Raw genomic sequence first — 20,291 nt, 5'->3', positions numbered from 1 at the left:
CCTCTGGAAAAGTTTTACTGTGTACAACGGTGGTGTACGAAGTGAAACCACTTTATCGCGGGCAGGTTGCCGCGTGCCAGTAGAGTTAACCCTTTTACTGTGCGAATCGACGTTTTACTGTGTAAAATGGAGCCGCAATGAACACGAAGGAGACGAGATGGGCAACGACGGTGTAGTGGCAGTGGAACGGGCGCTCGGCCTGCTCGACTGCTTCAGGCTGGGCAAGGAAAAGCTGTCACTTGCGGCGCTCGCCACCGCGTCGGGCATGCACAAGACGACCGTGTACCGGCTGATGAATTCGCTGGAGCGAATGGGCTACGTCGTGCGCTCGGACGACGGCATGTACGGACTCGGCGCGCGCGTGCTCTACCTGGGCAAGCTTTACGAGCAGTCGTTCCATCTTTCGTCCGTGGTCGAGCCGGTGCTGTTCTCGCTCGCCGCCGCAACGAAAGAAAGCGCCTCGTATTACGTGCTGGATAGCAACAAGCGCCTGTGCCTGTTCCGCGCGGAGCCATCGGAAGGGCTGCGCGAAACCAGGCTTGCGGGAACATCGCTTCCACTCGACGACACCGCGATCGGGCAAGTCATTCGCTACTGGGGACTGCGCGAGCCGATCTTCTCTGAACCGCCACAGATTCCGTTGTTTACCTCGGGCGCACGCGATGTGCACACCGCGGCATTCGCCACGCCCGTGTTCGGCGCGGACGAAGAGTTCATGGCCGCGCTGACGCTGTCCGGTCCCGCCTCGCGCCTCAGTGTGGCGCGCGAAACGGGTGAACTGATTGCCCCGCAATTGCAGGCCGCCTCGGACCTTTCGCGCCGGCTCGGCGCGAGCGCCGCTTTCTGCGAGCGCATGTACGGCGCGGGCGAGCGACGCTGAACGCGCCCGCCTCAATTGCCACCGTGCTCTGTCAGCGTAGCGCCGAGCAATGCGCTGGCGGCGAGCGCTTCCTCGAACAGGAGCGAGCGCACGCGTTTATCGTCGACGTTGAAGTGGCCGATGACGCCCGAGAGCGTCAGCACGCCGACAAATGCATCGTCGATGCCGAAAAGCGGCGCCGCCATCGAGGCAAGCAGCGGATCGCCGACACCCGCCGACGAAGCGACGCCCGCGACGCCCGCTGCCTCGAATGCCTGCACGGTCTCGCGCTCGAAGCGCCTGAACGCAAGACTCGACGCCGATTTGTCCATCGGACGGCGTGTGCCGGCGCGGATCGAGACGCGCACATCGCGCTCCGGTTCCGCACGCAGCAGACAGACGCGACAATCGTCGTCGCGCACGTAGACGGAGGCGCTGCTGCCGGTTCGCTCGCTGAGCCGTTCAACGAACGGCCGCAACGTCGACACGAGTTCCACGCTGCTTTCGAATGCGCGGCCGAGCTGCGCGGCCTTGACGCCCAGCCGGTATGCGCCGCCCGGCTCCTTGTGGACGAAGCCGCGCGCTTCGAATGAAAGCATGTACCTGAGGATCACGCTCTTGAAGAGGCCGGTTCGCTCTTCCAGCTCAGACAGCGAACGTCCGCCCGGCTTGCCCAGAAACGCCTCCAGCAGCGCGAGCGTTCTGTCCACTGCGGCGACGGAACGGTCGACCGGTTCTGCTTCCTTGTCTGCCGGCTTCATTGACTGGCGCTCCCGCTTGCAGCCGCGCCCTCGGGCAACCTGATGAGCACGTCCGGAGTCAATTCGTCGATGCTGTTGAGCCCCAGCAAGCCGAGATTGCGCTGCACCTCCGCGTGCAGGATGCCGATAGCGTGCGCGACCCCCGCCTTGCCGGCCACCGAAGCGGCATAGTTGAACGGGCGACCGACGAAAACGAAGTCGGCGCCGAGCGCAAGCGCCTTCAATACATCGGTGCCCCGACGGATGCCGCCGTCAATCATCACGGCCATGTCGCGCCCGACTGCATCGGCAATTCGCGGCAGCACACGAAGCGGAGCGGCCGTACCGTCCAACTGACGCCCACCGTGGTTCGAGACAATGATTCCGTCGACGCCGTGGTCGCGCGCGGCGAGCGCATCCTCGACCGCCATAATGCCCTTCACGACGAGCTTTCCCTTCCACTGCGACCGGATCTGACGCACGTGCGTCCAGTTCAGATGATCCTTCGCGCCGAAATCCCGCACCACACGGCCCGAAAATATCGGCGCGCCTCGGGTCGCATAGGAGTTCTCGAAATGCGGCATGCCGTGCTTGACCAGTGTTCTGAGCGCGGTCCCCACCAACCAGCGAGGACGCGTGACGCCATCCCACGCGAGCCTGATGCTCGGCTTCAGCGGAGTGGAAAAACCCGTTCGAATGTTGTTCTCGCGATTGGCCAGCACGGCCGTATCCACCGTCACGACGAGTGTGTCGTAGCCTGCGCGTTCGACGCGTTCGATCAGCGCACGAATCTTCTCGGGTTCACCGGGCAGATAGGCCTGGAACCACGTGTCTGGTGCCTCTCTCGCCACTGTTTCGAGCGGAATGAGCGACGAGCCGCTCATGATCATGGGGATTGCGGCTTCTCGAGCGGCCTGTGCTTGCACGAGATCGCCCCGATAAGCGGACAAGGCGGAAATTCCCATCGGCGCGATGCCGAAAGGCGCGCGATAAGTCTTGCCGAGCAGCGTGGTCGCCTGCGTGCGGCGCGACACGTCTCGAAGCACACGCGTCACGAAACGATACTCCGAGTAGGCCCGCTGGTTGTCGTCCAGCGATGCATTGCGCTCGGCAGCGCCCGAAATGTACCCGAAGATCGGACGCGGAAGATGCCGCCGCGCGGCGATCTCGAAGTCATCGAGCGACAAGTATCGCCGCAGCGCATTGGGAACCGGCTGCGCCGGAGAATGCTTGATCTGTTCCGCTTTCATTGCCCCCTCTCCGATGCTCGCATGCCGTCAGAGGCAGGACACCTGTGCGCATTCGTGGACCGCGACGGCGTGTCATGTAATCGCGCCGTGGCCTTTCGAAAATCATAACGCCATTATGAAAATGGCGCAATGACTCGTAGCCACCATCAAAGCCGTTTCCCTGCTTTCGATATGCGCAAACGTTGTTTGAATTCATGCGCCCCGCGACTTAACGTCAACAGTCTGTTCTCCATTACCGACACGCAAAGCCGATGAACAAACGCGACGAATCAATCGCCCCTTCTCCTACCGATCCCGACCGGCGTCAACTGCTGCGGCGCGTCGGCGTCGGCGTGGCGGGCGCTGCGCTTGGCGAGCTGCTCACGCCGCTTGCGCCATTCGCGACAAGCGCGGCTCGCGCACAAGGCACGAACAACCGGCTGAGGATCGGCTTTCAGAAATACGGGAACTTTGTCGTGCTCAAGGCGCGCGGCACGCTCGAAAAGCGGCTCGCAAGCCAGGGCGTCAGCGTGCAATGGCTGGAATTTCCCGCTGGCCCGCAATTGCTCGAAGGCTTGAACGCAGGCGCCGTCGATGTGGGCAGCGTCGGCGAAACGCCGCCGATCTTTGCGCAGGCGGGTGGCGTCGATTTCGTCTACATCGGCAACGAACCGCCGGCGCCGCGCGGCGAAGCAATCGTCGTCGCACAGGACTCGCCGATTCGCACCGTCGCACAACTGCGTGGCAAGAAGGTGGCGCTCAACAAGGGTTCGAATGTTCATTTCCTGCTGGTGAAAGCGCTGCAGCAGGCCGGGTTGGCATATACGGACATCCATCCCGTCTATCTGACGCCTGCCGATGCACGCGCCGCCTTCGTGCAAGGCAGCGTCGATGCCTGGGTGATCTGGGACCCCTACCTCGCCGCGATTGAACGTCAGACTAACGCACGCACGCTTGCCAACGGCGACGGCCTCGTGCGCAACATTCAGTACTACGTCGCGGCCCGCAAGTTCGCGTCGGCGCAACCGCAGGCGCTGCACGCGCTCCTCGACGAAGTCAACGACGTGGACGCCTGGGCGCGCGAGAACGTCGCGCAAGTGGCGGCGCTATTGTCGCCGCTCGTGGGACTGGATCAGTCGATACTCGAAGTCGCTCTCAAGCGCACCGGCTACGGCGTTCAACCGATCACCGAGGCGACCCTGGCTTATCAGCAGCAGATTGCCGATGCGTTCAGTGCGCTCAAGCTGATTCCTGGCAAACTGAGCCTTGCGGATGCGCGCTGGAAGAGTTGAGTACATACCACGTCCGACCTATGGCTGATTGCCGGGTCGCTAAAGTGCCCGACGACTGTTGACCTGGGGCGCGCTCGCCGGGCGCAGTCCGCCGTTCATGAGAAGCCTCTGTCGATTGAAAGGGAAACGCCGCAATTAGCATATACGTATTCGTCGTTTAACAGACGCGAATGCCGCCGCTAGCATGCATGGATCTTCGGCTTCCGGTTCGACCGTCACCATGTCCACTATCGCTATTGCGTCCGCTATCGTAGACGACTCCTCACAACAGTCGCCGGCTCCCACCGTCATTCGTTCGGCGCAAGACGTGTCGCGCATCGTCAACGCGGGTGCAGCGAAAGGCAGCAATGCCCGCATCGTGATCGCGATCGCGCTTGGCGGCGTCTTTCTCGACGCCTACGATCTGACCTCACTCGCGTACGGCATCAAGGACATTGCCAAACAGTTTGCCTTGACGCCCGTACAGGTAGGTTTCGTTTCATCGGCGATCACCTTCGGCGCAATCCTCGGCGCGCTGTTCGGCGGCTATCTGACCGACCGGATCGGCCGGTATCGTGTGTTCATGGCGGACATGCTGTTCTTCGTGATCGCCGCAATCGCTGCAGGGCTTGCGCCGAATGCGTGGGTGCTTGGCACTGCCCGATTTCTGATGGGCTTCGGCGTCGGACTCGATCTGCCCGTGGCGATGGCGTTTCTTGCCGAGTTCTCGCGCGTAGCGGGCAAAGGCAACAAGGCGGCGAGTGTGGCCGCGTGGTGCCCTGCATGGTATGCGGCGACCAGCACCTGCTATCTGCTGATTCTCGGCCTTTACGCGATCCTGCCCCAGCATCAGCTTGGCTGGTTGTGGCGGCTCACGCTCGCGTTCGGCGCGGTGCCCGCCATCGCCATCATCCTCGTGCGTAGCCGCTATATCAGCGAATCGCCCGTCTGGGCAGCCAACCAGGGAGACCTCGAAGGCGCGGCGCGCATCCTGAAGCGCTCTTATGGCGTCGATGCCACCGTCGAGCGGACCTCGGCGCCCGTCGCGCAGCCGCGCCGCGCCTCATGGCGAAACTATGGCGTGCTGTTCAACGCCACGTACCGCAAACGCACGATACTTGCTGCCGTGATCGGCAGTGCGTCGTCGTTCGGGTACAACGCGATCATCTTCGGCTTGCCCGTCATCATTACGAGCTTCTTCGCGCAGGGTCCGCTCACGACGATCGTCGCCTCGCTAGCACTGAACCTGTTGTTCGCTTTCGTTGGCGGCTTGATCGGCGTGCGCACCGCGCCCACGGCCGGCGCGTGGAAGATGACGGTACTCGGGCATTCGCTGCAATTCGTCTCGCTGATCGGACTGGCGCTCATCGGCAAGCCGAGCGGCGGCGGGCTCGTGATCGTCGCCATTCTGCTGCTGGGCGGCTATCTGTTCGGCCAGGGCTTCGGACCCGGCTCTCATTCGATGACCTATGCATCGCTCAGTTATCCAACGTCGTTGCGCGGCATCGGCGTAGGCTTCAACCAGACGCTCGTGCGTACCGCATCGACCATTTCACTGTTCCTGTTCCCCGTGCTCGCAGCCGCGCTCGGTACGAAAGTGTTCTGGGTCATCGCCATTGCACCGCTGAGTTCCCTGCTGGTACTGCTCGCAATCCGTTGGGAGCCGTCGGGCTATGACATTGACGCAGAAGACTATCGCGATGCGCGAGCCGATGCGGACGCCCGCCATCGCGTAAGTGCATGACGCTCTCGTGCGATGAGTAGCCCGCGGCTGTCGTGGAGTAAAGCGATCTTGTCAGCGCCGTTGCCTTCCGTTTTTTTAGCGCAAATGTCTGAACCGAAGCCGGCGAAATAATCAGACTGGCAGCGGAAAGAAAGCGGCGCCGGGCGCCGCTTTATCGTGATCGCGGTTGCAGTTGCGGTACATCAGGCTACTGGAATAGGGTTGTCTTTCAACGAGAAGTTGAACTGGTCGAAGAACGCGTACTCGCCCGGTCCAACGTTGTCTCGCAGCGGCTTCGCAGCGCTAACCAACACTTCGTGCGTCGCGGTAGCGAGCTTGTCCATGGTCTCGGCGATGAACGCGTCGAGCGGCATTGCACGCGGATCGCCGCTCCTGTGGACGAGATCCGTGTCGACCCATGGCGGCGCGATTTCGAGCACGCGCACGCTGGTGTCGCGCAGCATGAATCGCTGCGACATGGTGTACGAATGAATGGCTGCCTTGGTTGCGGAATACAGCGCAGTGGCAGCGAGCGGTACATAGGCGAGCACGGAACTGTTGTTGATGATGGTCGACTCCGGCTGCTGCTTCAGATGTTCGACAAGCGCCGCACTCATACGCACCGGACCGAGCAGGTTTGTATTGATCAGATGCACCGCCCGCGCATCGTCGAGCGCGCTGCCCGCGTTGTCGAACGGCATGATGCCCGCGTTGTTGATCAGGACGTTCAGCGTGGGATAGCGCCCGATCAATTCCCGCGCCACCTGTTGAATCTGCGCGCCGTCCGCAATGTCGAGTTCAATCACATCGATGCCCGGGTTCGCCTTTGCAACCTCGTCGAGCAGCGCTTTGCGCCGCCCGGCGATGATCACCTTGTTGCCGCGTTGATGGAACGCTTCGGCCAGCGCACGTCCGATACCAGATGTGCCGCCCGTAATAAATATCGTGTTGCCTGAGAGTTTCATGATCACCGCTTCCTTAGAATTAGATGTGTACCTGCAGCCGATTTCAATGAATGGTCGTGTAGCGCGGTGCCGGAACGTTGGTCGACAACAGAGGCGACATTGCACGCCTCGCGTTTTCGTATGCTTCCCATTTGGCGACGTCGTGCAGCGAAGGAATCGTCACGAGTTCGCCCCGCTCGAACCCGACCAGCGCCGCATCGACCATGTCTTCCGCGGACATCACGATCGACTTGTCCAGGTTTTCGAGCGGCAGCCCTCCCGTTTGCCAGAAATCGGTAGCCGTCGCGCCCGGCAACACGGCCTGGATCCGGATTCCTTTGCCGGCAAGCTCGTGCTGAAGGGACTGGCTGAAAGCGAGCACAAAGGCCTTGCTTGCACCGTAGACACCATTGAGCGCTTCCGGCGCAATCGCGACGACCGACGAAATATTGATGACGGCGCCTTTGCCGCGCGACAGAAAGCCGGGCACGGCGGCGTAGGTAAGACGCATCACGCTCGTCACGTTGAGATCGACCATGCGCGACATTGCATCGACGTCACTGTCCACGAGAGGCGTGTGCGTACCGACCCCCGCGTTATTGACCAGCAGCGTGATCGTCGCGTCCTGTTTCAGCTTTGCTTCGACGACTGACAGGCCAGCTTGAGTCCCGAGGTCAGCATCGAGAATTTCAACGCTGCGTTGGGTTTGCGTCGTGATACGGCTCGCTAGCGCGGCGAGGCGCTCACGGTTGCGGGCAACGAGTATGAGTTCATAACCGCGTCGCGCGAGGCGCTCGGCATAGATTGCACCCATGCCGGAGGATGCGCCCGTAATCACTGCCGTGCCTGCATGTCCTTGCGCCATCATGTCGCTCCGTGTTGAAGACAATTGTGTCGGAGTGAATTGTGGTGCCGAAGGTCACTAACTCAAATGACGTTAACGGTCATGTTTCAGGACATTCCAGATACGGATGGCCGACTGGCGGCGCATCGAATTTCGAGCGGCACGAAAGCCGTCATTTCATTATTCGTCGATCCGGTGATCGTCACCAGTGACATTGCGCGACTCTCTCCTCAACGACTGCGGAGTCATCTGGTAGGCTCGCGTGAACACTTCCCGCAGATGACGTCTGTCACGAAACCCTGTTTCGCGGGCAATCGTTTCAAGCGAATGACGGCCCCGTTCAATCAGATTTCTCGCCTCTTCCAGACGCAGACGCTCGATTGCCTTCGCGGGGGATATGCCGGTTTCGGAAAGAAAAATGCGCGTGAATTGACGGCTGCTAAGATGCGCCGCCTTCGCCAGATCGTCTACGCGCAAGGGTTTGGACAAATTGAGGCGTGCATGTTCTAGCGCCTTCTGAATCCGATCCGACTTCGGCGCGAGCGCCAGCATTTCAGAGTGCTGCGACTGTCCGCCCGAGCGCCGGTGAGGCATGACCATCGCACGTGCCACCCTGATCGCGAAGTCCGCACCGAGATCCTTTTCCACGAGGCCAAGCGCCAGGTCCATCGCCGCCGTCAAACCCGCTGACGTCCATATCGCGCCGTCGACAATAAAGATGCGGTCGGCTTCGACCTGAATGAGCGGCCAGCGAGCCTGCAAAGCCTCTGCGAACGCCCAGTGCGTGGTCGCGCGTTTACCATTTAGAAGCCCCGCTTCAGCGAGAACGAACGCGCCCGTACAGAGGCCCGCGGTGCGCCGTGAGCGCGTAGCCGCCTCGCTGATGAATCGGAGTGCTTCCGCATTCGTGGTGCGGCCGGTTGGATTGGCTACGCCGCTGACCATCCAGGTGTCTGCCGTCGCATTCGAATCGGCCGGCCTGGTAATAACCGAGACGCCGAGCGACGAGCGGATTTCTCCGCCCTGGAGCGAGTAATTCGTCACATGATAAATAGGCTCACGCGCAACGATATTGGCGATTTCAAATACTGTCTGGGTCCCAATGGCCATGACCTGGAAGTCGTCTGTCAAAAAGTAGCCAATTCGATGCATTGATGCGCGAGCCGTCGTGTCCGAAAACATGAGTATAAATGTCGTTGTAAAAAACTGTGTGCGGCATGGATGATAAGCACCGGTGGGGCTACGTCGATAATTGAAGCGGATATTGCTTGAGCCAAGTCCGTGTCTGTCCAGATGACAAGCATTGCGAACCAGCATGGCATGACCTTTCGTCGATTCGTCCCATAGATCGAGAAAGAACACAACGCGTTGTCAATCATCGCAGTCTTCGTCCTATGAAAATGCCATCGTCTACAACCGTGTCACCGCCGAACGACGACGAGATCATCGAACGGGCCTTGATAATGTTGCTTCGCCCAGCACCGTTGCTTTCCACTTTGCCATTAGAGCGCACGGCTAAAAAGCAGATGCGCCGGGCAAGACTTCCGGCTCAGCGCGCAGATCACTGGGCCGAATGGACCCCGCCGCCAGCCCGAATCGTCGTGCAAGAAGTGCTGTCCGCCAATACGCTGAGTATCTATTGGAGCGATTCGCAAACGGGGCATTACGCAGAACAGATCTGGCGTTTGGGTCTGGCGCGCGAAGACGGTTTTTGTGCTCTCTCCGGTCGCCCCATCCGGCCAGGCGACGATGTGTTCAGCCCTCGCCGCAGCATGACGTTCGTCCCGGCGAACTGGCGTCGCATGATTCTCGCGTCGGACGTGATTGCAAGGTTCGCTTCTACCCGGCTCGAAAGAGCCGCCGCATAACGCATACCGCCTTGCAGTGCGTGTCGTGCCGCTCGTTTGGGCTGACCGCGCGCTGTGTCGATGTACCAGGCATGTCGACGTACCAGGCAGCCCAATCAGGCGCATGGAACTTCCCATCGCGCACGCAACCGCAGGAACCCAAATGACCAGCTTCACATGGTTAGCGCCGGCTACCGACCGTCATGAACAGAAGTACCCGCAACTGACCGACGCCGAAATAGCACGATTGCGTCAATACGGCATTGTTCGTTCGTGGACGTCACAACGGATTTTCGAAGTCGGCGCACCCGGATTCGGGATGTGTGTGGTATTGCGCGGAATGATTCGCGTGACTAGCCGCGACGCGTTCGGGCGTCTTGCTGTTGTTAGTGAAAACGGTCCTGGACACTTCGTGGCAGAGGTTGGACAGCTATCCGGCGGTCGATGCATCGTAGACGGCGATGCTGTGGGAGACGTTTCGGCAATTCACATTCCTCCCGACAGACTCCGGGCGCTCCTGATCGCCGAAGCAGAGCTAGGTGAGCGCATTATGCGGGCTCTTATTCTCAGGCGGGTTGCGCTCATCGAGCGAGGCAATGGAATCGTTATCGTCAGTCAACCGCATAACGCCCGCCTCCACGCATTGCAAAGTTTTCTGCGACGTAACAATGTTCCTCACGCAGTCATCGGCGCGTCGTCGGAAGACGACGAGACAGCCCGTTACGTAGCGAAGTGGGTTCGCGATGACTCCGACTACCCGCTCGTGCTGCATCCGGACGGCACCATCTTGCGAGCACCCGATGAGGCCGAGCTTGCCAACGCCTTGGGCTGGCTCCCCGACTTCGATCCGGAGCATGTTTACGATGTCGCAATTGTCGGAGCGGGGCCAGCGGGTTTGGCGGCAGCGGTATATGCCGCGTCCGAGGGGCTGAAAGTCAGCGTACTCGATCATAGTGCGCCGGGCGGACAGGCGGGTGCCAGCGCGCGCATTGAAAATTTCTTCGGATTCCCAACGGGAATTTCCGGCCATGCGCTCACCGCTCGCGCGTACGTACAGGCGCAGAAATTCGGAGCCGACGTAGCCATTCCCGCCCAGGCGGAACACCTTGATTGCGGCATCACACCGTTCGCGCTGCGGTTGTCCTCCGCCGTGACCATCCGGTCCAGAACAATCGTCATTGCTTCGGGCGCGGCTTATCGCAGACCCGACATTCAGGGCCTGGAACGCTTCGAGGGACGAGGAACATACTATTGGGCTTCGCCCGTCGAGGCGAAGCTTTGCGCGGGACAAGACGTATTGCTGGTCGGCGGCGGAAACTCCGCGGGACAGGCCGCCGTGTACCTCGCGTCGCGCGCGCGACGAGTTCGTATGCTGGTACGAGGAAAAAGCCTGAAGGCCAGTATGTCGCAATATCTTATCGATCGTATCGCTGCGCTGGACAATGTCGAGGTAACGTACGGCACTCAGATTACCGCGCTTAGAGGCACCACGACACTCGAGGAAGTAGAGCTGCTGAGCGGGACGCAACGGTCGGTTGTATCTGCGGAACACGTGTTCCTGTTTACGGGTGCATCTCCCAATACATCGTGGCTTGGCGGATGCGGCGTCGCGGTCGACAAGAACGGCTTCGTGCTTACGGGCGAAGCCGCCGGACCTGGGTTGCAGGAGCATGAAACAAGCGTGCGCGGCGTGTTCTGCGCGGGGGACGTCCGCTCCACGTCGACAAAACGGGTTGCCGCTGCAGTGGGAGACGGCGCTGCCGTCGTTGCACAGATTCATCGTCATCTGGAGCGATCGGTCGCTCAGGCATAAGCGCCGTGGTGGTGGATTGGCCTGCGGCACACGGGAAATGCGAAGACCACGCGCGACAGAATCATTCCGTATGCGCTCTTTATCGAGCTGGAACCAGGTTGTACCGGACTTGCGATCACACACGCTGATTTAATTTGTAAGAACCGGCTTCAAAAACTCAAGTTCCTGGTAATGGATCCGTTAGCAAGGTGTTGCTCTCTTCCGATGCGGCCCGCCTCTCGCCGTTTCGACCCGACATCGAGCGGACGCGCCTATGCGCTGCATCTGCCAGCTAACGGAAAGGTTTTTGATGCGGTTTCATTGTCTCTGGCGCTCCGGGATGGCGCTTGCCCTCAGCGCGGCCCTGGCATCGTGCGGCGGCGATATCCACTCTTCGTCCTCCGGACCTGCTGCGAATAACACCACGCTGATGGTGTACATCGTCGGCTCGGATCTCGAGTCCGAGGGCGGCGAGGCAAGCGGCAATATCGCCGATATGCTCAAAGCGCAGCTTCCCGCCGGCAGCCATGTCGTGATCGAGACTGGCGGTGCGTCCGCCGCGGGCGCCGACGACAGCCACGTGAAAGACTGGAAAGACGTGCAGCGTCACGTAATCGGCCAGAGCGGAAAGCTCGAAACGGTCGCACATCTCGGTGAGATCGACATGGCGGATTCGACCGCACTGTCGGATTTCATCGGCTGGGCTCACGACACCTATCCGGCCGCGCACTACAGGCTGGTTCTGTGGAATCACGGCAGCGGCTGGTCCGGCTACGGCTACGACGAAAATTTCAGCAACGACCACTTCACGCTTCCTACGCTCACAACCGCGCTTGCGGTCGCCAATGCGCGCAGCGGCGTGCATTTCGATCTGATCGGCTTCGACGCCTGCCTGATGGCCGCAGTAGAGGCGAGCGATGCAATTTCACCGTATGCGGATTACCTGCTCGCCTCCGAAGAACTGGAGCCGGGTTCGGGCTGGGACTATACGCAAGTGGTGCGTACGCTCGCAACGGACGCAGTCAGCTACGGCAAGGGCATCATCGATTCATACGTCGAGCGGCATTCGGATACGCCGACCGCCACGCTTTCTCTGGTCGATCTGTCGAAGGTCGGCGCGGTGAGGACCGCGCTCACTTCGTTCACCAACGCGATCGCGCCGATCGCGAGCGATCCGCAGTCCTGGCCAGCGCTCGGTGCGGCGCGGCGGCTTGCTCCCTCATTCGGCATGAACGGCGCGCGCCAGCATGACGAAGTGGACATTGCGGGCTTCGCCGATCTGACCGCGCGCGCCGGTATTGCCGTGGATGCGTCCAAAGCACTGGCCAACGCCGCGCGCGCAGCCGTGGTGTACGTGAAGAACGGCGAGGCGTTTCCCGACGCGGCCGGCCTGAGCGTTTACTTCCCGACCGCGTCGTCGCTAAGCAGTTATTTGCAGACCGCTTACGCGCAAACACACTTCGATCCCGCCTACATCGCTTTCACCGGTTCATACGTCGCGGCCGTGAACGCGCTGCCGCATGCGATCTCGATCGACACGAGCGCGTCCGTTCCCGGTTACCTCGTGGCGCAGATCGCGGCGGACGACGCCGTTGCCTCGGTGGACGCCACGCTCGTTTCCGCCGTCGCCGCGGATGGCACGCTCACGGTGGCGGGCACGATGCCGGTCATCATTCCGGAGACGGTCGACGACATGCTGCCGCGCATGACGCAGCGCGTCCCGCTGTCGGGCAACTGGCTCACGCTGAACGGCTACCCGGTGATCATCGGCGAACTCGCGCGCACCGGCATCACCAACAGCGGCGATACGCTGTACGGCATTCCGCTCGACGTCGACGGTACCGCCGAGTATCTCGTCGCAAGCCGCGACGCGGCCGGCACCTGGACCTTGCTCGGCATGACCGAAGATACGTCGGTCAACCCTTTCTCGCCGCGTCTGGAACCGCTGCCGGGGCCCGATGCACAGATCCGCACGCTCGCGGCGAGCTACAACATCACGACGCAGTCATTCGGCGATCTGAGCGCCGCCTCGCCCGCATTCTCAGGTGGTGCGTTGACGCTCGCAATGACCGCGCTTCCAGCAGGAACCTACAGAGAAGGCGTGCTCGTCACCAACCTCGTGCAGCAGGCGCAAATGTCGTCACTGGTGGCGCGTCCCTGAGCATTCGGCCGGTCCGGCGCAGCCCGCCGCCGGACCGCGCCCGGCAACGAACCTGAATCGATCCAATGAAACGCCTATTTCCTATCGCCCTTCTGATAGCGGCGCTCGCCGCGCTCGCACTGTCCGGCTGCGGCGGCGACCTGCAAGAGAACGACCCGCTCGCCTCGTACAAGAGCCAGCACATCGCCTGGCAACCATGCAGCGCCACTCAAACCGCCGGCCTGGATACGCTCGACGTCGCGGCGCTCGGCGCCGACCTCGCGTGTGGCGAGCTTGCCGTGCCCGAGGACTACGATCATCCGTCCGCAGGCGACATTCGGATTGGCGTGATGCGCGTGAGCGCGCTCGCGCCTTCGCAACGGCTCGGTGCGATCGTCTTCAATCCGGGTGGACCCGGCGGCGACGGCTACAGCCTCGGCGCGCAGATCGCCGGCGTGGCGCGTCTCGCCAATCCGTCCAGCGGCGGCTATCGTGCCGTTTATGACATGGCGAGAAAGTACGACTTCGTCGGCTTTTCGCCGCGCGGCGTCGGCTTCAGCACCCGCCTCGAATGCACGCTTGGCAAGCCGCTCGTTCACACGAACTATCTGCCGGCGGACATGAGCAACGAGAACATCAACAATGCGCTCGCAAATATGAAGGTTGTGGCCGACGCATGCCGCGACGTGCCGTTTGCGCGCTTCGTCAACACCGACGCCACGGCGCGCGACATGGACGTGCTGCGCGCGGCGCTGGGTGAAGCAAAGCTCAATTTCATAGGCTACTCATACGGCACGCTGCTCGGTGCGTGGTACGCGTCGCTCTTTCCGCAGAGAGCAGGACGCATGCTGCTCGACAGCGTGGTCGACTACGATGTGCCGATGCCGCTGCAGTCGCAGGCGGTGGCGGAACAAACCGCCTACGACGACATCCTCTCGCTGTACGCGTTGACGATGGCCGATCAGGTAGCGATTCCAAACACGATCGAAGGAATCCGCGGCCTTGTCACCGCCACGCCAGACTGGGCCAAGTCTTACTTCGCCGGCTTGATGTATCAGGTCGCTCCGCATCGCGGGAAGATCGGGCTGGTCGTGCCGCTGATGGCTGCCGAAACCGCCGTGATCCAGGTTGCGGCGAGCCATCCGAGCGTCGAGCAGTATCGCGCCGCGCTAACCCAATACCTGTACTCGCCGATGGACACGACCATCGACGGGGCAGCCCGGGAAGCTGCGCTCGGCACCGTCGACACTTACCAGGCGTACCTCACGAACCATTACGTCGTCGGCAACGCGTCCGATTTACCTTGGGTGAACTTTACCGTGCGCTGTTCGGATGCGCCGGTGCCGTCAAGCCCGGCTTACTGGATCGCGCGCGCCGTGGCAATCGTCAAAGCTGCGCCGATCCACGATAGCAGCGACATCAATAATCCCTGCATGTTCTGGGGTCCGGTGACGGTACAAAAGCCCGCCCTCGCCAATGCGGCTCGCACTGCGTCGCCGCTTCTGCTGCTTCAGAGCGAGTACGACGTGCTCACGCCGCTGCCCGGCGCGCTGGCGACGTTCAACGACATGCCGCATGCCAGCATGATTCAGGTGCAAGGCGAATACACGCACGGGCTGTTTCCGTATGGCACGTCGTGCGTCGATGCGAGCGTCGCCAACTATTTCCTGAGCGGCGCGACGCCGGCCCGCAACACGAGTTGCGCGGGCATCGCGATTCAGGGTGTGCCTCAGGCCACGCCTAGTGCGGCCGCCGCCGTCGCACACAGCGCAATGGATGACGCGCCGCTCTTCACCGATCCCGTCGCCGCGAAACGACTGCTCGAGCGCATCCACGACACGGTCGGCCAGGCGCAACCTGCCGCTTTCTGAATGATCTTTGGGAGCGGATGGTCGGCACGAACCTGGTTCGTGCCGATGTCGTCAACACGTCGGTCAGTGGACCGCGAGTGCCGCGCCGCCCGTCATCCATGCGTGACGCGCGGCAAAGCGGAGCCGGCTTCTTTTGGGCGTTTGCTCAGGCCGCACTATTGCTCATGCGGACTGCTCATGCCGATCGCTCAATCGCTCACCAATTGCTCGCGAATTACTCGCGAATATGCTTCGTCGATCTGCGCATCCGCAGGACGGCGGATGAGGCTGCGCGCCTTCAGACACTCGAACGGAGTACTGCTGTCGAGCAGTCCCATCCGGTACGCGTAGTCGTCGGCGTGGCCGCTTAAAAGAATGCGCCAGTCGTAGCGCAAATGCGGCGCAATGGCACGCGCATGGCCGAGAATGTTGGTGGTGCAGTTATTGAACAGCGTGTTGTAGAACTCTGGCCGCCGGTTGAGCGCTTCCACCCGCTGCAAATAGCCGGCAAACAGCGCGCGCTTGGCCTCGTCCGGCATCTGCACGCGATACAGGCACACGCGCTCGCGCCGCACGTCAGTGCGCACGCCGAGAAGATCGCGTTCGTCGGCCACCACGTAAATCAGCCCATAGTTGCGCCAGAAACCACCGAGCGCGGAATAGCGCTGATCGCTGCGCCGGCGCGTTTCGATCGACACGGCCAGATAGCGGCCATCGGCAAAACCAAAACTCACGAAGACATGGGCAACAGATTCGCCGGCCCAACGCGACATGACAAGATCGACTGAACGCAGTGCGTCGAGGTCATAGCTCGCGTCATACCACGCGGGCATGAAATCGTCGCGCGTGCGATAGACGAAATGGCGAACATTGCAGATTCGCGCAACGCCCTCTTGCCATTGAACCGAAGCGGTGCGTTCGTATTCCGTCGCCCACGGCGGTGCGGGGTGAACATTAAGCGGCTGCGCCAGCCAGCGACGCATCATGCGTCGCTCCAGTAGGAATGAACGATGAGCAGCACCTGTGCGGCCAGATTCAGTGCGACGAAGCTCGTGTGGAAAAGGCGGTTGCGTGTGCGAATGGCGACCAGACAGCAAATCGCCACCATGGCGGTCCTGAGCCAGTACAGATCGCCGAGGCGCGAGAGATGCACTTCACCTTTGATGACCGAATCGCCGACATCGACGAGGCTAACGGCGAAGAGAAGCCCGAAAAACCACGCGCGCCGGGACATGAAGTAGTCCTCGTAGCCGTCGTATTCCTTTAGCGAGTCGGGAAACAGCATCGAACACAGCAGATAGATGATGAACGCGTAAAACAGCAGGTACAGATAGATGCCGAAAGTCCATTGCGCAATCTCCCGCAACGAAAACTCCCACCACCAGAAGTGCAGGATGTACAGCACCATAGACGCGACCCACGCCATGTGCACGGGATAGATCCGGGTCTTACCCGGATGCTGGATTGCCGATGACAGGCCCTTGAGCATGTGCGTGAGTCCCAGACTAACGATCATGCCCATCACAATGCGGACGTGCGTAAACTTCTCCATGGTCCGCTCAGCGCTGTTCCGCGTTGGCGTTGGCGTTCTGCGTGACGCGCGCCCGACGCGACTGCCGCCACGCGAGCGCCGCGAGTGCGATCCAGCCTATCGCCGGCGGCTGCGAAACGACGCGCAACGCGCGTGCGTAGTCGAGTACCAGGCCGGGCGTCCATGCCATGGTTTGCGCGCGATGACGCAGTTGCGCTGCAATCCAGAGTTCCGGCAACACGATAAGACCCAGCACGTCGCGCCAGCCGCCGTTGCGGTATTCGCTGCCTTCCAGTGCTGCGTCGATTGCTTCGGCGACCGTACTGGAACAGTTGCGGTTCGTCAGGTTGTAGATCTCGGTCGCCTTGTATTCTGTCGCGAATGCTACGAGCCGTGCGGCATCGTAGCGGCGAAATGCAATCTTCATCGTCGAATCGCACCACGCCGCGGCCTCTTCCGGGTAGCTCGGCAAATAACGGCCGCGTACGTCGTTCGACGAATCGGCGCGCAGAAGCCGGGCGAATTCGTCGGGCGAGCGGTCGATTTCCACTGCCGGATAAAGGCTCAGATAAAGATTGCCCGCTTCGAGCGCCGCATGCCCGGTGGAAATGACACCGTTGATGTCGACCGCCGCGATATAGCGATCAATCACCGGCCGGCGAACCGCCGCGTTCTTTGACGATCCGACTGGCGTCCAGACATGCACGATCATCGGCGAGTCCTTGATTGCTTCCACCGCGCCGGTGTCGGCACAGGCCGGCGCAGTCGCGCAATCCCTGCCATAGCCGCTCTTGCGCAAACGCCGGTAAAGCCAGATCATGCGCACGCCGCTGACAACCAGCCACATGCCGATGCAGTACGGGACCGTGCCGCGATAATGTGTGGGATACGGCTGGAAGAAGATGACGGCGAGCACAAGGCTGAACACGCCGATTGCAATCGTCGAGCGCCAATGGCGGTAACGCACTATCCATGCTGCTGCGATCAGCAGACATCCCTCCAGCGCGAAGCCTGCACCAAACAGCATCGCCAGCAGGAAATCGCTGTAGCTGTGACGCGCGATTACCAGCACGCCAATCAATACGCCGATCGCTCCCTTCACATAACGGAAGCCGGTTTGCAAAGAAATTCCGCTGCGTGCGAGTGCGAGCGCAGCGATGCCCTCGGCGAGTAACAGCACGCCGAAGGTTTGCAGCGGAAACCACAGTGCGCCATCGAGCGCGTCCACCACGACGACGGCGCCTATCGCGAGCCATATCGCCCCGAACGCCAGCAGTTTCGGCAAATGCCTTACTGCGAAGCGTGGGCCTAGTAGAAGTAGAAGAAGCTGGATCATTTTGGTTCGCAGACGGCGGGCTGAACGTGATGTTCGGTTTCACGCTGCGACAGATCGCGTCGCAGACAGAGCTGCAGGGCGTCGAGCGCCCGTTGGTGCCGGCGCTGCGCATCACGGCGGCGCCGTACGCTTTCGCGTTCCTCCGCACCCGGCGCACCATCGTCACGCTCCAGTTCCGCGCGCGCACGCCGCTCGTCTTCGAGCAGCGCGGTGACGACTGCGTCTCCACGACGGCTTTCGTCGAGCAGACGCACGAAGGCCTCGACGTTTTCGCGCGAGATGGAGCGCTCTTTCTCGCCGATTGCAAGTGCGCGATTCCAGATAGACACGGCGATTGCCGCAACCCAAACCAGCACGTTGGCGGGAACCACCCATACGGGCAATGGCAATGCCTGCTCGGCACTGTGCAACCACGCGTACTGCTGCGCCGCCGGCATCTGCGTCACGGCAGTTGCTCCTAACACCGCGTCTTCGAGCGCGCGATGACGCGCCACTTCGATGTCCACCCCTTTGGACGCCAGCAGCAACGCCACCACGAAGAGCACGATCCCCGCGACGAAAATGTTCTGGCGATGCTCGCCTTCGTAGATCGAACCTATCGCTTCGCGTAGCGAGTCGAGCATCAACACAGATGCCACGATGGGCAATTCCGCGCTGCCGAGAAAGTTGACAATGCCGTGATTGCCGCCCACCTGCGCATGCAGCCCGGTCAGGACGGCGGTGACAAATACGGTCAGGACCACACCACCGACCGCGTCCGCGAGTACTGCTTTCTTCATTGAGTTCGAATCCTGGGAGGGGGGTGCGACGCGACCAATGCCGGAAGCCGGCACGAATCAAGCCTTACCTGGCCGGACACGCTGCAGCGTGGGGCGGCAGCGTCGACAGGAAAAGGGGCCTCCCAGTATTACGGAAGAATTTTAGAAAACTTTAGGCCGCTTTCCGGCTGCTGCGGGGGCATGGCGAAGTGATCGGCCATGCAACTGGATGGCCTTATCGCCCGGAGGTAACCGCTGTGCAATGGATACGCTCGGGGCTCGCGGCGCAATGCGCGCTGGATTGCGCGTGGCACGTCGGAAGCCTTGGTAGCGACGATGCGGACGCAATCAGCGGCATGTGCCCGTGGGCCTCGCCGCCGATTCGTTCAGTGACGCTCACGCAATCCGCTGCATATACCCGGGCAAATCAGGCTCGGGCAGCACGGCGAGCACTTTCAGCCGCTGACGTGTGCGCGCCTCTCCATGCTCGAGGTGTTGCGCAAGCGCCCTCGCCGCCGCATCAAACTCTCCGCGCAAAAGAAGCTCGATCACCGTGCGATGCTCGAGCAGCATGCTCGTCTCGGGATGAAGCCCGAACGCATCGTAAAACGCGTGGTTCACGATCAGCGGAATGTGCGCATGGCTGATGGCTGCAAGTAACTTTCGATTCGGAGCACCGGCGAGCAGCGTTTGATGCAACGTCGCTTCCAGACGATATAGCGCGCCTGCATCGACGGACTCGGGGCGCGCGATAGCGCCCTGCACCTCCTCGAGCGCCGCCTCCAGCTGTGCTCTGGACAACGACGGCGCACTTGCTGCCAGTGCAGCCGGCTCGAGCAATCTACGCAGTTCATAATCTTCGCGCACCGCGCGGGCTGTAAGCGGTCCGCAAAGCCAGTGGGAGTAAGCAGACTTCTCGACGAGACCGCGATCACGCAGTCTGCTGAGCACCTCGCGCACCGTTCCGCGACTCACACCAAATGATTCGGCCGCAATGCTTTCGTCGATACGAAAATGTCCGAACACGATGCCGAGCGAAATCGCGGACTCCAGCGAGTCGGAAATGCGTTCACTGTTCGACGGGATATCGAGGGGCTCAGGCGGACGATCGAAGCCGAGCATGTCTTCGGAAATCGGCGTGCGCAGCGGCTCGGGCACGCTGCCGTCGGGGCTGGCAGCGAGAAAGCCGCGCCCTTCGAAGGTCACCAGAAGGCCGCCTGCGTGCAGCATCTCAAACGCTTTTCTCACCGGCACGCGGCTCGTGCCGAAGATGCGCGCGACTGGTCCTTCGAGCAGCACGAGCCCCGGCGGAATTTTTCCGAGCGCAATGGCCGATTTCAACTGATCGTGAATCACACGATAGCGCAGCCGGCTATCGGCTTCGGTCAACGTATCGACTCGATTGTCAGAACCGGTTGCATCGACCG

At 61.6% G+C, this 20,291-nt stretch carries 17 protein-coding genes; 7 read left to right on the top strand and 10 right to left on the bottom strand.

Annotated elements, in window-relative coordinates; all coding sequences use genetic code 11:
- The first annotated feature begins 157 nt into the window (after window positions 1-157).
- On the top strand, window positions 158-880 hold the full coding sequence (locus JNB89_RS24095; RefSeq protein WP_013341036.1) for an IclR family transcriptional regulator: 723 nt from the start codon (window positions 158-160) through the stop codon (window positions 878-880).
- Between the two features lie 11 nt (window positions 881-891).
- On the opposite strand, the gene JNB89_RS24090 is transcribed toward JNB89_RS24095, so the two are convergent.
- Together JNB89_RS24090 and JNB89_RS24085 are read right to left on the bottom strand one after the other, a co-directional pair.
- Window positions 892-1,620: an IclR family transcriptional regulator gene (locus JNB89_RS24090; RefSeq protein WP_220363860.1), complete on the bottom strand. Its 729-nt coding sequence runs from the start codon at window positions 1,618-1,620 to the stop codon at window positions 892-894.
- A complete protein-coding gene (locus tag JNB89_RS24085; RefSeq protein ID WP_220363859.1) occupies window positions 1,617-2,849 on the bottom strand; it encodes an alpha-hydroxy acid oxidase in 1,233 nt (410 codons plus the stop codon). Before JNB89_RS24085 ends, JNB89_RS24090 begins: the two co-directional genes overlap by 4 nt.
- A gap of 251 nt (window positions 2,850-3,100) precedes the next feature.
- Between JNB89_RS24085 and JNB89_RS24080 the strand changes: the two genes are divergently transcribed.
- On the top strand, window positions 3,101-4,120 hold the full coding sequence (locus tag JNB89_RS24080) for a sulfonate ABC transporter substrate-binding protein (protein ID WP_220363858.1): 1,020 nt from the start codon (window positions 3,101-3,103) through the stop codon (window positions 4,118-4,120).
- 220 nt (window positions 4,121-4,340) lie between these two features.
- Window positions 4,341-5,843 carry an MFS transporter gene (locus JNB89_RS24075; RefSeq protein ID WP_220363857.1) on the top strand — a complete coding sequence of 501 codons (1,503 nt, stop codon included), beginning with the start codon at window positions 4,341-4,343 and terminating at the stop codon, window positions 5,841-5,843.
- Window positions 5,844-6,025: 182 nt separating this feature from the next.
- Here JNB89_RS24075 and JNB89_RS24070 read toward each other — a convergent pair whose 3' ends face one another.
- The 3 genes from JNB89_RS24070 to JNB89_RS24060 form a co-directional block, all read right to left on the bottom strand.
- On the bottom strand, window positions 6,026-6,787 hold the full coding sequence (locus JNB89_RS24070; RefSeq protein WP_220363856.1) for an SDR family oxidoreductase: 762 nt from the start codon (window positions 6,785-6,787) through the stop codon (window positions 6,026-6,028).
- A gap of 43 nt (window positions 6,788-6,830) precedes the next feature.
- Entirely contained in the window at window positions 6,831-7,631 is an 801-nt protein-coding gene (locus tag JNB89_RS24065; RefSeq protein ID WP_220363887.1) for an SDR family NAD(P)-dependent oxidoreductase, read from the bottom strand.
- 159 nt (window positions 7,632-7,790) lie between these two features.
- Window positions 7,791-8,762: a GlxA family transcriptional regulator gene (locus JNB89_RS24060; RefSeq protein WP_218741362.1), complete on the bottom strand. Its 972-nt coding sequence runs from the start codon at window positions 8,760-8,762 to the stop codon at window positions 7,791-7,793.
- A gap of 242 nt (window positions 8,763-9,004) precedes the next feature.
- Between JNB89_RS24060 and JNB89_RS24055 the strand changes: the two genes are divergently transcribed.
- From JNB89_RS24055 to JNB89_RS24040, 4 genes are all read left to right on the top strand, one after another.
- The gene (locus tag JNB89_RS24055; RefSeq protein ID WP_218741324.1) at window positions 9,005-9,478 is read left to right on the top strand and encodes a DUF3331 domain-containing protein; all 474 of its coding nucleotides are present in this window, start codon (window positions 9,005-9,007) and stop codon (window positions 9,476-9,478) included.
- 142 nt (window positions 9,479-9,620) lie between these two features.
- Window positions 9,621-11,270 (top strand): FAD-dependent oxidoreductase, encoded by a 1,650-nt coding sequence (locus tag JNB89_RS24050; RefSeq protein WP_220363855.1) that lies wholly within the window; start codon window positions 9,621-9,623, stop codon window positions 11,268-11,270.
- Window positions 11,271-11,589: 319 nt separating this feature from the next.
- Entirely contained in the window at window positions 11,590-13,410 is a 1,821-nt protein-coding gene (locus JNB89_RS24045) for a clostripain-related cysteine peptidase (RefSeq protein WP_220363854.1), read from the top strand.
- A gap of 65 nt (window positions 13,411-13,475) precedes the next feature.
- Window positions 13,476-15,260 carry an alpha/beta fold hydrolase gene (locus JNB89_RS24040; RefSeq protein WP_220363853.1) on the top strand — a complete coding sequence of 595 codons (1,785 nt, stop codon included), beginning with the start codon at window positions 13,476-13,478 and terminating at the stop codon, window positions 15,258-15,260.
- A 188-nt stretch (window positions 15,261-15,448) separates the two neighbouring features.
- On the opposite strand, the gene JNB89_RS24035 is transcribed toward JNB89_RS24040, so the two are convergent.
- The 5 genes from JNB89_RS24035 to JNB89_RS24015 form a co-directional block, all read right to left on the bottom strand.
- The gene (locus JNB89_RS24035; RefSeq protein ID WP_220363852.1) at window positions 15,449-16,225 is read right to left on the bottom strand and encodes a DUF4105 domain-containing protein; all 777 of its coding nucleotides are present in this window, start codon (window positions 16,223-16,225) and stop codon (window positions 15,449-15,451) included.
- A complete protein-coding gene (locus tag JNB89_RS24030) occupies window positions 16,222-16,791 on the bottom strand; it encodes a hypothetical protein (RefSeq protein ID WP_135892206.1) in 570 nt (189 codons plus the stop codon). The genes JNB89_RS24035 and JNB89_RS24030 overlap by 4 nt, the downstream gene beginning before the upstream one ends.
- Before the next feature lie 7 nt (window positions 16,792-16,798).
- A complete protein-coding gene (locus JNB89_RS24025) occupies window positions 16,799-18,106 on the bottom strand; it encodes an MFS transporter (RefSeq protein WP_220363851.1) in 1,308 nt (435 codons plus the stop codon).
- Window positions 18,103-18,885, bottom strand: a complete 783-nt coding sequence (locus JNB89_RS24020; RefSeq protein ID WP_220363850.1) for a hypothetical protein — start codon at window positions 18,883-18,885, stop codon at window positions 18,103-18,105. Before JNB89_RS24020 ends, JNB89_RS24025 begins: the two co-directional genes overlap by 4 nt.
- 375 nt (window positions 18,886-19,260) lie before the next feature.
- Window positions 19,261-20,253, bottom strand: coding sequence for a GntR family transcriptional regulator (locus JNB89_RS24015; protein ID WP_223216844.1), 993 nt, complete (start codon window positions 20,251-20,253; stop codon window positions 19,261-19,263).
- Window positions 20,254-20,291 lie beyond the last annotated feature (38 nt).

Origin of the sequence: Paraburkholderia phenoliruptrix (assembly GCF_019511605.1) — a bacterium.
Taxonomy (GTDB): domain Bacteria; phylum Pseudomonadota; class Gammaproteobacteria; order Burkholderiales; family Burkholderiaceae; genus Paraburkholderia; species Paraburkholderia phenoliruptrix_A.
This window is presented reverse-complemented; position numbering and strand designations above follow the sequence as displayed.